General features: G+C 40.2%; 11 protein-coding genes and 1 pseudogene. 2 read left to right on the forward strand and 10 right to left on the reverse strand.

The features are described 5' to 3' along the window. The 8 genes and pseudogenes from AC1DRQ_RS25600 to AC1DRQ_RS25635 form a co-directional block, all read right to left on the reverse strand. Positions 1 to 443: pseudogene (locus AC1DRQ_RS25600) on the reverse strand (hypothetical protein); the annotation flags it as partial. A 3-nt stretch (positions 444 to 446) separates the two neighbouring features. Beyond that, complete coding sequence (locus tag AC1DRQ_RS25605; RefSeq protein WP_477428073.1) at positions 447 to 1,166, reverse strand: CIS tube protein; 720 nt, start codon at positions 1,164 to 1,166, stop codon at positions 447 to 449. Then, positions 1,163 to 1,321 (reverse strand): DUF5908 family protein, encoded by a 159-nt coding sequence (locus tag AC1DRQ_RS25610; protein ID WP_429392531.1) that lies wholly within the window; start codon positions 1,319 to 1,321, stop codon positions 1,163 to 1,165. Before AC1DRQ_RS25610 ends, AC1DRQ_RS25605 begins: the two co-directional genes overlap by 4 nt. A 38-nt stretch (positions 1,322 to 1,359) precedes the next feature. Beyond that, a complete protein-coding gene (locus AC1DRQ_RS25615; protein WP_429392529.1) occupies positions 1,360 to 1,884 on the reverse strand; it encodes a phage tail protein in 525 nt (174 codons plus the stop codon). A gap of 2 nt (positions 1,885 to 1,886) precedes the next feature. Next, positions 1,887 to 2,318 carry a phage tail protein gene (locus tag AC1DRQ_RS25620; protein WP_429392526.1) on the reverse strand — a complete coding sequence of 144 codons (432 nt, stop codon included), beginning with the start codon at positions 2,316 to 2,318 and terminating at the stop codon, positions 1,887 to 1,889. A gap of 51 nt (positions 2,319 to 2,369) precedes the next feature. Further along, positions 2,370 to 4,379: a phage tail sheath family protein gene (locus AC1DRQ_RS25625; RefSeq protein WP_477428077.1), complete on the reverse strand. Its 2,010-nt coding sequence runs from the start codon at positions 4,377 to 4,379 to the stop codon at positions 2,370 to 2,372. A 15-nt stretch (positions 4,380 to 4,394) separates the two neighbouring features. Continuing rightward, positions 4,395 to 5,573, reverse strand: a complete 1,179-nt coding sequence (locus AC1DRQ_RS25630; RefSeq protein WP_477428079.1) for a hypothetical protein — start codon at positions 5,571 to 5,573, stop codon at positions 4,395 to 4,397. Next, on the reverse strand, positions 5,570 to 6,166 hold the full coding sequence (locus AC1DRQ_RS25635) for a Pvc16 family protein (protein WP_429392520.1): 597 nt from the start codon (positions 6,164 to 6,166) through the stop codon (positions 5,570 to 5,572). The genes AC1DRQ_RS25630 and AC1DRQ_RS25635 overlap by 4 nt, the downstream gene beginning before the upstream one ends. A gap of 475 nt (positions 6,167 to 6,641) precedes the next feature. On the opposite strand from AC1DRQ_RS25635, the gene AC1DRQ_RS25640 reads away from it, so the two are divergent. Together AC1DRQ_RS25640 and AC1DRQ_RS25645 are read left to right on the forward strand one after the other, a co-directional pair. Next, on the forward strand, positions 6,642 to 7,601 hold the full coding sequence (locus tag AC1DRQ_RS25640; protein ID WP_477428082.1) for a bifunctional helix-turn-helix transcriptional regulator/GNAT family N-acetyltransferase: 960 nt from the start codon (positions 6,642 to 6,644) through the stop codon (positions 7,599 to 7,601). A 4-nt stretch (positions 7,602 to 7,605) separates the two neighbouring features. Further along, on the forward strand, positions 7,606 to 8,016 hold the full coding sequence (locus AC1DRQ_RS25645; RefSeq protein WP_477428084.1) for a DUF2000 family protein: 411 nt from the start codon (positions 7,606 to 7,608) through the stop codon (positions 8,014 to 8,016). A 69-nt stretch (positions 8,017 to 8,085) separates the two neighbouring features. Here the strand turns inward: AC1DRQ_RS25645 and AC1DRQ_RS25650 are convergent, their stop codons facing one another. Together AC1DRQ_RS25650 and AC1DRQ_RS25655 are read right to left on the reverse strand one after the other, a co-directional pair. Then, positions 8,086 to 9,618 (reverse strand): RagB/SusD family nutrient uptake outer membrane protein, encoded by a 1,533-nt coding sequence (locus AC1DRQ_RS25650; protein ID WP_477428086.1) that lies wholly within the window; start codon positions 9,616 to 9,618, stop codon positions 8,086 to 8,088. A gap of 22 nt (positions 9,619 to 9,640) precedes the next feature. After that, positions 9,641 to 13,042: a SusC/RagA family TonB-linked outer membrane protein gene (locus AC1DRQ_RS25655; RefSeq protein WP_477428088.1), complete on the reverse strand. Its 3,402-nt coding sequence runs from the start codon at positions 13,040 to 13,042 to the stop codon at positions 9,641 to 9,643. Positions 13,043 to 13,327: the final 285 nt, after the last annotated feature.

Here is a 13,327-nt window from a genome sequence, read left to right on the forward strand (position 1 = left end):
TCAAGCCCGTAAGTACCAATAATAGTACTGGCCGCATCACTATCTTTTGAATCATAGAAATATTTGTTCTTACGCGCAACGGTCATTTTTACAGCTTTGTCGCGGCAATCCAATATTAAAACCGGCGAGCCATTACCCCTTATTTTTAAACTATGCCTTAAAATGATGCCGTTAAACAGTGTGGTCTCATCTGAGTGGTAACCTACTGCTATTTCAATTTCGGCTCCGGGTACAAGGGTCGATTCGTTACTTATCGGAAAATCCTGTTTTGAAACATCTCCGTCATATATCATCAACTTAGCCATAGGGATGCGATTTATTTCCTTATGAAAATTTACCGACACCATTTGGTAAGCTGCACCCAATACATTGCCGTTTACCTTAACTGTGAAGGTAACCAGATCTGTATTTTGTGTTCCGGGTAAGGTTTGACTTAGTGCCATGGTTTATTTTGCAATAGGAGGAAATATGAGTTTCATTCCCGGTGTTAATCGTTTAAAATCTGTTAGCCCGTTATACTGAGCAATCTGGTAATAGTATTTGCTGTTACCATATTCGCGGTAACACAGCAAAGGGAGCGTATCGCCCAGCTTTACGGTACGGATGTGTGTAAGATCAGGCGACTGTCGATTTTCAATGGTAGCCAGCTTTACTTCGTCAATCACACCATTAAATGTGCAATCAGCCTCCGCACGTAAAGGCGAACCATCAGGGTTAAATAGTTTAAAGGTCAGCGTCATGCGGGTCATCTGGCAATTGTAGAGCAGCGGCCCCCATTGCAGTTGTACATAACGCGGCATGTGCGTTGTACCATCGTAGTCATAAACCACGCTTTTAAACTTTTCAAAATCTTCAACCACATTGGGTTTATCCGCCGGCAAACCCGGTACAGCTAAACCTGACAATAATCCTCCTCCACCCCTTTTTATTACACCAGTACCATCAAACAAAAACTTGAAAGTGAGCGATTGCGGCGATCTTTTACTAAACGAAGTAATACTCTCGCTTGAACCCTGGGTGCTTTTTTGACTAACCTCGGTTCCATAAGTAAGCGCGTACGATTCGGGATTGATCAATACATCGTATTCCAATCCGTTGACTTTGGTACCGAAGCTGACATCCGTATAGGCAACCAGCTTCATCTTTTTTAATTCGCCCAGGCTCATCGTTCAGTTTTTTCTTTTAAAATTTCCAATACCTGCTCAACACATTTGGCAATAATATCTTCATTGCCGGCAGCCGGGGCTGGTGACGACGATGATGTACCACCGCCTTCCTGCACCGTAGTTGTAATTTGCAATTCGCGTATCTCTACTGGCATTGATTTTATTTTTAAACTTGCTTATCAAAATATACAGGTTATCCTACCGAAATGCTCGCACTCGCACTGGCTCCGCCAAACAGATCGGCCGCGGCCCCAATAGCTCCCGCTACAGCGGCCGACAGATTTAGGGTTTTGTAATACTCATACCGCAAGGTTATTGACTCAATAACTATCTGGTTTTGTTCCGCATTAAATTCTGAAATAGCATATTTAATGGGGATTGCGTTGGCTATGTACCATGATGATACCGGTAAATGATCTTCGTTTAAAAGCGATATCAACATGTTGGTAGGCTGATAATTGAAGTTCTCGATAGAATCAAGGCACCATGCGGTTACACCTGATACCAATGTCATCCCGCGTTTTAAAACCAGGTCGGCATATTTGTTACGCCCGGGTAAACGGTGAACAAAACGGTTCTCACCACCCTCTTTGTAGGTATCCAGATCAACATCAACGCTTAAACCTGTAACATTCTGAAAACGAAAATCATTAGGTACCTGCGGAAATATTTCAAACACCACCAAAAAGTGGAACCCGGTAAAAGGATAATCAAACATAATTAGTCGTTTTGTATGGTAAAGCCTTCGTGGGCCAGTTCAAGTGTTTCAATAGCCACATCATTACCATCAGCTTTCAAATCGGTTGATGTAACTTTGGTTGGCCATGCGTTTTTAACTTTCCATACAACAACCGGGGCCAATAATTCATCGAGCAGGCTGATGGTAATATCACGTCGGTCAACCGTGTTCATATTGATAGTGTTGAACCAGCTGTAAAACTCGTTGTCTGATTTAAAAACGCCACGTTTTAAGGTAATGTTGCTGAATTTACGTTGTCCGGGCATCTTAATTTTATGATACTCAGGGCTTGCGCCATCACGATATTCAATTACATCGTTCGTTATATCAAGTCCGCTTACGTCAGTGAAACCGATGCGTGTGCCGCCCCAGTCAACACTAAAATGGAATTTCGGAAGTGGGTAATTAGCCATAATATTYAAGTTTTAGATTGATTGATAATTAATTTTTAATAAACAATAATGTTAAGCTTGTTGCTGGATCTGTGAAAAGCGCAGGATGATAAATTCAGCCGGGCGTACTGGTGCCATACCTATCTCAATGATCATTTTACCGTTAAGTATATCATCAAAGGTCATGGTTTGTCCCAGGCCTACTTTTACATAAAATGCCTGCTCTGGTTTGGGGCCTGCAAGGGCTCCTAATCTCCAAAGATTGGTCAGGTAGTTTTCGATCATGGCACGTATGCGTACCCAGGTATTGCCATCATTAGGCTCAAACACAAATTGCATGGCAGCCTTTTTTACCGACTCCTCAACCATGATATAGAAACGGCGAACAGATATGTACCGCCAATCGTTGCTGTTACCGTCAAGTGTACGTGCACCCCAAACCAAAATACCCTTACCGGTAAAGGCGCGAATGGCATTTATTGATTTTCCTGCATCAGTATCAATATTCAGGTCCTGCTGGATATTATCATCAATATTCACCAAAGGCTCAATTATGCCATTAACACTTACGTTTGCAGGCGCTTTCCAAACACCCCGTGTACCATCAACAGCTGCATAAATTCCCGCGATAGCACCACTTGGCGGTACTACAATACCCTGGTTTTTAATAGCAACAGTAATGTTGTTATAAGTAGCGTTTGAATCATTTAACTGAATTTCCAGGCTTTTTACGCGTAAGTTCACTTCGTTTACAAAGCCAGTTACGGTATTAATTACATCTGAATACAGGTTATTAACACGAGCCCTTATAAATCTTACCGCGCTGGATATATCAGCAGGTACAGGCGAACCATAAGCATTAGGATCAACAGGAATGTTAGCGTTCAGGAAAGGCGGATTAAATTCGGCTTGAAGCGCCGCGCCAACGGCACCGCCAGGGAAACTTTCATCCAGCACCACCAATTCACGTATTAATTGATCCATTGACGAAATATCAGCCGCTGTAGCACCTGCCCGGATATAATCCGAGTGAATATCTTTAGTAGTACGCCCGCCAAAAACATGCGTTGGATCAACATCAACCAGGGTACTATTAAGGGCTACAAAACCCAATATTATATGTTTGATATATGAAAATCTGAGCGTCAATTCGGCTTTGTTATTGGTAAGAGGTATTAAACCATAAGCCGATTTTATACCCACCGTGTTGTATGGGGCTACATTAAAGGGAGCAATAAAGGCTGGTACATCAATAAATTTGTTAATACGGGTTTTTAAATCCAGAATTGCCCTGTCTAATTGTGTTATAAATGGATTATTGGGGATAATGGTTTTAAAAGCCACAGGAGCGCCACTTTTTTGTATCTGGATGTTCTGGTATGAAAAACCATAAGACAAACTTGAACGCAGCCATGGATAATAAGCGGCACCATAGTTAAGATTGGCAGAACCTATCCCGTTTCTGAAAACGGTTACTACATCTGTATTGTCAAAGCTTCTTTCTTTATCACCATTAAGTATGTCTAATATTGTAAACCTGTCTTGTAGCTCTGCACATAATTTAAGCGATGTTGTTGCCAGGTTATTAAAATCAGCAGAGCCGAAAGAAATAGCATCAGGAATAACGATGAGCGTTGGCTCATCCTCTTTACGCAGAACTTCAAAGCATTTTACCTTACCGGCCTCAATAAAGTCAGTAATAGCCACTGAGCCGTTGCTGTAATATTTCCCTACAGAAATAATATAACAGTTAACGCCTCCATTGTCATAAAACATCCTTACGGCATTGTACAACTGGTATTTGGGCGATATATTCACTGTATCAACGCTGTTATCTGCCTTGAGCGATACATTAGCGGTAAGATCAGGAAAATCGGCACCAAAATACTGTGCGTACTGTACCAGCGACGAAATGCGTACGGCCTGGTTCACTACGGTTTTACCATTTTTTGTTGCATCCTGCGTGTATCCGATGAATACCGGAACGGCTGTGGCCACCTGTGCAATAGATGGCGGAAAGGATGGAATTTCATTCACATAAACCCCTGGAGTTTTAATTGTGCTTTCGTTTATTTGTGACATATTTATCGGTTTTTGTTAAAAGTTTAAAAAGATCTCTGAACAAGGATATGTATCTGTCCCCTTCTTAATAGTGACCAGCCGTTGCGGGTCTGCACAAGCTATGGGAGAAAATTCCTGGTTGTTTAACGGAAATGTTAATTTTAAATTCAATGCCTTATTACTCAATGGTATAGGTGTAAGCGAGGTAATGACACCAGCCGGATTGGCAAATTGATATAAGTTTGCCGTATCACTTATATTCCCTGATTTATTGYTTGCCAGGATATACTTCCAGATAGTTGCACGACTTAAAAAATTAATAGAATATTTTGGCGACGGGGTAACCAGATGTCCGCTTCCATCCAATAGCTTACATGAGGCGGGCGCAGCTTCATGAAATATATCAATCACCGCAAAAGCGTTGTTACCATTCAACTCATCATTTATATAAATCCATTGCTGCTTTCCATTAACTGTTAATGAATATTTGCCGGGTTGTAAAATGCTCAGATCAAGTTTAAACGACGCAACAGGGTTGGTAAAGGTTATGGTATTTGATATTACAGATTTGTTGTAGGTAGCCGTAGCAGTATTATAACTCATGACTGCTATAATGGCTGATGGCTGCAAAGACCCCAGCTGATATGTTGATAAGGATGGCAGCCATTGCAAAGCATCTTTTTCAGACAAGTATTGATTATTATCAACTTTCATCCAATGATTGGTATCGGTAAGACCGAACTTGTGTAAAGGATCACTGCTTCCTATTGCCCGGTATACCATACCCGGTGTATTTGTTGCCAGATCGCCGGGAATGTAGGTATTGGTGTTTTTATAAGTATCTATTTTTGACGACAAGAAGCTTTTCCCGTTAGCTACATTATTATTCCTGTTAGTGAAATAGTAAATTTTACCGGGAACAGTTGATGGTAAATTGGTGAAATTAAAGAACAAAGGATTATTCAGTTTCATGAAAAAAGTAAACTGCGTACCTTCATCTATCGTTGTAAATGGTTTTAACGGGTTTACATTACCATCACAATGTACTCCTGCAAATAGTTGATTATCCTGTTGCTTAACGATCACATTGTGACCATTTATAACTTTTACAGTTTCGGCTGATGCTGAAATATTAAAATCGGGACAAAGCTGATCTTTGTAGTAACTATGCAGCAGTTCGATAGCAAACAAGTTTCCGAAATTGATATCTATCATAACGTTTGCACAGTTTTATCGTTAACAATAATTTCATGCAGCAATGGTGCGTTGCCTTGTGAAAACTCTTCGCTGATACTGATCATCCTTATTTTATACATTACTGATGGTAAATATTTGGAACCGAGTATTCCCCATAAGTTATTCATATCCTGAAACGATAATGTATTCAGATCAAGGACCAGTTTTTCGACTCCGGCGGGTAAACCGGGTGAGCCCAATGGCGTAAATACATTTTGGTATTGAAAAAACTGGATTATAAATGAAAGCCGTTTTAATGATTCTGGATAGGACGACAGGTTTACCGCGAACAGGGCATACAGGTTAAGGTATATCTTCGGGTTCTTATATATAAGATTATTATCCTGACGTACATAATTTTCTGGTGATTTGCTGATCCGGTCCTCTTCTATATTTACCAATGTTATAAAAGCATTTGATGGGGTGTTACCATTACCCCCACCCGAGGTTTCGGTATCGTTCCAGGCAATGTTAGCTAACTGTATAAATGAACTGCCGTTGGATGGATCCAGTTTCTGCCGCAAATACGTATCCAGTTGCGAATTCAAGAATGTTAAAACCTGATCTATCATTTATATAAGTTTATTGGTTAAGGTTCTGGTTTATGTAAGGGACACATAAAACAGAGGTGTATAATAATTGCAAGGGATAATTATTATGAGGGTAAAAGTAGGGGCTTAATTATTAATTAATGTGCGTACTTCTACTAAAAAACTAAAGAATACTCACGTATTTTTACGTAATTTTAACTGACTGTATAACAGTTGTTTAAACACCAATTAATCTTTAAGGGAGTTAATTAACAAAGGTGTAAAACAATATGCTAACAGCCTGTTCTTTTGTATCTAAATAAATTGTTTTAATCATCTTTTTAACTTACGATTAGATGATAAAAGATGTACTAATCATCAACTCCATTCATGTCCTTAAGTATCTTACCTTAATTGTCAGCTTTAGGTTATAATTCTATTTTATCTCCCCTGTATCCATTTTAAAAAAGATGAATTCATACATTTGCGTAATCAATTACGTAATTGTATTTTAAATATGGATTTTTTTAATCAGGTTGGAAAATTGGCAATAGGCAGCCGGCTAAGAATGCTTACCGAAAAGATTACAGAGGATGCTGCCCGCATATACAAACTGTATGATATTGATATGAACCCTAAATGGTTCCCGGTTTTTTATGTACTGTCACAGGGTGAGGCTAAAACCATAACAAACATAGCTAAGGAAATAGGCCACTCCCACCCTTCGGTTAGTAAGATAATCAGTGAAATGTCTGAACATGGCCTGGTGGCCGAAAAGAAGGATAAAGACGATGGACGCAGAAACATGGTCAGCCTGGCTGCCAAAGGGAAAGTCATAACCAAAAAAATAGCCGACCAGTATACAGATGTTAACCAGGCCATAGAGCAACTATCGGCCCAAACCAGGAACGACCTTTGGAAGGCTATTGAAGAATGGGAGTTTTTACTGGAGCAAAAAACACTGTTGCAACGGGTAAGCGAACAACGAAAAGAAAGAGAGAGCCACAAAGTAAAGATCACTGATTATGAACCCAAACACCACCAGGCCTTTAAGCAGCTGAATGAACAGTGGATAACCAAATGGTTTAAAATGGAAGAAGCTGACCACAAATCGCTGGATGATCCGCAGGGTTATATCCTGAAAAAAGGCGGGCATATATTGGTTGCTTTATATAATGATGACCCCGTTGGCGTTTGCGCCTTAATTAAAATGGACGATCCTGAATATGATTTTGAACTGGCCAAGATGGCTGTATCGCCCGCTGTGCAGGGTAAAAATATAGGTTGGTTATTAGGAACCGCTATTTTAGAAAAAGCAAGGTTGCTTGGTGCACATAAAATTTACCTGGAAAGCAACACCATTTTAAAACCAGCCATTAATTTATACCATAAGTTAGGCTTCCGCAAAGTGGCGGGGCATACTACACCTTATGAACGTTGTAATATTCAAATGGAACTATCTTTAAACAATAATTAAATTTATGTACGATAATAAGATCGCTATCGTCATTAAAGACGATTTGCAAAGCTGGCAAAAGTTAAATGTCACCGCTTTTTTGGCAAGCTCCGTAGCCATCAAGTTTCCAGAAACGCATGGAAAATCACTGGTTAGCGCATCAGGATCAACATACCTGCCGTTTTTTAAGCATCCTATACTGGTTTACAAAGCAGATACTGACGACCAGATAAAACGCGCCTTTACACGGGCCAAAGACAGGGAACTAAATATTGGTATTTATACCCATGCACAGTTCGGCACTAAGAACGAAGAACAAAACCTTACAGAAATAGGTAGCCATACAGATGACGAGCTTGACCTGGTTGGCGTAATTGTTTATGGGCCAAACAAAAAAGTAGATAAGGCACTGGACGGCCTCAGGTTTCATTCATAGCTAAAATAAGTAAACAAAAAAGGAGGACCTGTTGCGGGCCCTCCTTTTTTATTATTATATGGCTATTGATTAATAGCCAGGGTTCTGATACATTTTAGCTGGATTTAACTTAGTTTCATTGAAAGGAATAGGGAAAAACCTGTCCTTGGTAGTGAAATTAGTTAACAACGCCGAACCAAAATCTGCCTGGTTTTTAGCGTGGAAATATGCCACCAGTTCATCAGTGGTAAAAGTTCTCAGCAAATCAAACAACCTGTGGTGTTCAAAAGCCAATTCTACACGGCGTTCATGTAAAATAGCCAGTTTAAGCGTTGAGTATTTGGAACTGTAAGCAGGATCTTGTGACGATACTTCATAAGTTGGCATACCGGCTCTGTCGCGCACCATGTCAAGATACTGAATAGCAGCAGTGTTATTACCTAAATACATATTTACTTCAGCAAGCATCAGGATCACATCGGCATAACGCATCAGTATCCAGTCGTTACCTCCGTAACCGTTTGTACCTGCTCCGGAACTTGCATCTCTGAACTTGGTTACAAACCAATCTTTAACAGTAGCATCATTAGCAAATTTGATGGAAAATGCACCACGGGGATCATTAGCTTCATAATCATTCACGAGGTCATGGGTTACATTATAACCTGCCCCACCTGATGTTTTTAGAGAGTTAATGGTTTCGCCTTTGGCCTGGCTGCTGGCAGCTATACCTGAAGAGTAAACAGGATCGCCCTGGATATTCACTATCTGCCAGATAAGTTCAGGACAGGCAGATTTTTTAGTTACATCAAATACATCGGTATAAGGAATATCCTTTAACTTGCCGAATGTTTTAGCATTGTAAGCAGCAGTAAGACTTGTTAACGCGCTATTCAGGTTTGTTGTTTTATTAGCTGCATCGAGCGTGGTAGCCATGGTTAAATACACTTGTCCTAATAAAGTATTTACAGCTGCCAATGATATACGACCAATAGTGCCTGTGGCTTGTGTAGCCGGTAACGGACTACTGGCTGCGTCCTTCAGGTCGGTAACTATCTGCGCGTACACTGCTGCCTGCGGGTCACGTTTTGTACTCGCTGCAACCTCGTCTGGATTTGAAAATTGCTGGGTAACTAATGGCACATCTCCCCATTCCCTAACCATGTGAAAATATATCAAGGCACGTATAAATTCAGCCTCGGCTTTGTATTTCTGTTTAGTTTCAGGTTTTGCAAAAGTTACCTTATCAATATTTGATAATACTATATTACAGTTGGCTATAACTGCATACATAGCGCTCCAATGTGTGTACAAATAGCTATTGGTAGGTATCAATGAAAAGTTATTGAACCCAAAAGGTTCGCCGGCGTTTGATTGATTATCGTTTGTACCGGTATCATCAGCACGTTGGTCGGTCCACAGGTCACTGCCCTCGCCTATGGTATTACCGCTCCTTAATAGCGAATAACAACCATTAACCGCTAACAATACATCATTTTCGGTTTTAAAAGATTTGCTTATAGCTACAGCATCAGGGTTGCTTTGTTCTAAAAAGTCCTTTTTGCATGAACCCAGCGCTAATAACGCTACCAGGCAAAATAACTTTATATTTATATTCTTCATTTGCTTCAGAATTAGTTTTTAATTAAAAAGTAGCTTTAACACCCAAATTATATGAACGTACCAGCGGGTAAACACCATAATCAATACCTGGGGTAAGGTTTGTATTTTGTGAACCGCTATAGGTATAATTATAATTAACCTCCGGGTTATAGCCTTTATATTTAGTAATGGTAAAACCATTGTTAACCGCACCGTATATTCTCAGTGACTCTAAACCCAGGTTGCGGCTTATAAAATCTGATTTAAGTGTATAGCCCAATGTCATATTGGTATTCCTTAAAAAAGACCCACTCTGTAAATAAAAGGTTGATAACCTGGTGCTGTTACTTTGGGTACTACCGCGTGATGCACGATAAACACTTCCCTGACCCGGATCGGCGGCATTGCGGTAACGACCGGCAACATCTGCATACTGGTTACCCGAGCCTTCCATGTTGTATAGGTAATAATCCTGTCCGTCAACTATCTGGTTGCCATAAGAACCTGCAAATGCTGAGCTGAAATAGAAGCCTTTGTAAGTTGCGTTTATAGCAAAACCATAAGTAAACTTGGCATACGGCGTACCGATAATACCTGCATCCTTGGCATTAATTATACCATCGCCATTAACATCTTTAAAATAAAGATCACCGGCTTGTATCGGAGTGCCTGAAAATGTAGAAATAGGCGGGCCTTTAATTTTATAACCTGCCGGGTAAGATTGTGTAGCCGCATTATAGTTGGCTTTGTCTGTAGCTATATTAGCAAGATCGGCCTGGGTAACCATACCGGCAACTTTATAACCATAAAACATACCCACAGGTTGCCCTGCCTGAGTAATGCTGGTTAAGTATGACCGTTCAGCTCCCGCACTAATAATGGTATTGTTACTACCCAGGTTCAATACTTTATTGCGGTTTATAGATATGTTACCGCTTAAATTTAAAGTAAAGTCTTTATGGGCTATTATCTTACTGTCAACCTGAAAATCAAACCCTTTATTGCTTATTTTGGAGTCAGGTCCCAAATTGGTAGTGATAGTTTGACTCCCTGAAATAGCAGATATTGGCGCGTTAATTAACAGATTATAAGAATGACTAAGGTAATAATTGACAATAAGGAAAAGGCGACCTTTAAGTAAACCTAAGTCAGCACCAAAGTTATATTGCGAGGTTGATTCCCAGGTTAACCCTTCATCGGCGATATTACCAGCGGTAAGCGCAGGCGCTGTAGCCCCGGGGCCACCAAATACCACGTTTGATGGTGGGTTAAATACCCGCTGTGAAGTATAATTACCAATATTATTATTACCGCTTAAGCCCCAGCTGGCACGTAACTTAACGGTTGATTGATCGCCAAACCAGCCATGGTAAAAAGATTCGTCAGACAAGTTCCAGCCTGCGGATACTGATGGAAAATTCGCATACCTGGAATTAGCCCCGAAACGTGAGGATCCGTCTGTACGGAATGAAGCAGATAAAAAGTATTTACTGTCATAATTATAATTTACCCTGGCCAGGTATGACAATAATGTATAGGTATCATCTCCGGTTGGCTGTACACCTTCAATTTGGGCGCTCTTTGGTGTAATCTGCGTTATTTGAGCTGGATTGGCGCCGGTTAGGTTAGGTATATTATCGTTCTGAAAACCTATACCCTGTAAAGTAAGTACGTTATTGGTGGTTTTTTGAGCGGTATAACCCACCAGGCCGTCAAAATGGTTTTTACCTAACTGTTTGGTATAGTTCAGGGTAAACTCACCTAACTGGTCGCGATAATCAATGGTTTGGCGTATGGCTTTTGCCGCCTGTATTGATTGAGGCGAACCCGGTGGGTTTACACCATTACTGATATTGGTAGGCAAATAATAGTTATAGTTTTCGGCATAGGTTTGCATACCCAGGTTGGCGTTGAATGAAAGGCCATCCCAAATAGAATAGTTGGCATGCACATTATAAGTACCCCTGTCGCCTACACGGTTTATCTTAATTAGTGTTGCAGTAGCTATCGGGTTTTCAATTGACTGATAAGCATAAGCATTTGATTGTGAAGCGGCTACGTTTGTAGCAATACTACCATCAGGGTTATAAGCCGGAAAGAACGGCATATATATCAATGCGCCAAATGCAGGGCTGTGATCCCAACGGCCATCCTGCGATTCTTGGTTGGTGGTTTGAGTAAATGCTATATTTGCACCTACTTTAAGCCTTTTACCAATCTGGCCATCTACATTGGCACGAAAGTTAATTTTTTTCTGTCCTGTACCCAGCATAATACCCGGCTGATCCTGGTAACCGGTACTGAAATAATACCTTGTCCCATTTGAATTACCCGAGAACGAAAGATTATGGCTTTGCATTAAAGCATTCCGGTATAATTCATTCTGCCAGTCGGTATTAACAGTTTGGTGAATAAGCGACTGTGTTTGAAAGTTATATAAGTACGGTGGAACACTTACCGAACCAGCGTTACCTACGTTTTTAATACGTACATCATTAGGGTCAGAGTACATGGCATCATTCCAGGTATGGCCTGTAGTTATCCAAAGGTCATGGTATGAATTGTTACGGCCATCTATTACCAATTGCGCAAACTGATCAGAATTTAAAAGATCAACTTTTTTTGCTAATTGGTTAATGCCAACCTGGGCATCATATTCAAACTTGCCTTTGCTATTCTCTTTTGAACCATGCTTGGTTGTAATGAGCACAACACCACCTGCTGCCCTTGAACCATAAATAGCTGCCGATGCCGCATCTTTCAATACATCAATTGATTCAATATCATCGGGGTTGATGAACAAATCGTTACCAGCTGCGTAACCATCAATTACATAAAGCGGGTCTGAGCTGGCAAGGAATGAGCCAACACCGCGTACGTTAATTTTAGTGGTAGAGTAAGGTGAACCGCTAATTTGCGCTACCTGAACGCCGGCTACTTTACCAACAAGCGCCTGGCCTACGGTTGGCGCAGTTAAATTCAGTTCTTCCGCCTTAACGCTGGCAATGGCGCCTGTAAAGTCGCTTTTGCGTACTGTTTGATAACCAATTGCTACTACCTCATTCAGGATGTTAGTTGAGGGCATCAGTTTAATTGTTATTGTGGTTTGGCTACCAACTACAACTTCCTGATTAGTGTAACCAACAAATGCGAAAACAAGGGTTGATCCAGGTTCGGCAGTAATGGTAAATTTACCATTGATATCTGTTGCTGTTCCTTTATGTGATTTTTTTTCATAAACACTTACACCAGGCAAGGGTAAGCCTTTTTCGTCAACTACGGTACCTGAAATTTTCACAGGTACTTCGGCAAGCTTGTTAAGCTGCGGTTTTATGTTGCTGTAACTTGCATGCACGGGCTGTAAAAATGCAAACAGTATAATCAAAACAGCGTTTATCTTTATAAGATTTTCTTTTAAAAGATTGGGTGTAATCTTTTTATACATATATTTAAATATTGATTGTTAATGGTAACTTCCTTAAAGCATTGCAACCGCTTTTCCAGTTATTTGACAATTAATTCCGGACCGGAAGAATATGAGCGTATTCTCCGGTTCATTTTCGCCGGGTTCGATTTTAGAATAGAACGATTTCTACATAGGCAAAAAGTTTATGATTAATAAATATCGTTTTAGCAATATATAATATTTGATATTTATAATAAATTAGTGCAGGTATTATAAATATCATAATGAAAAGCCAAACTTAGTTCAATAGTCTTAAGCTAATGA

This window comes from Mucilaginibacter sp. P4_E8, assembly GCF_056401495.1.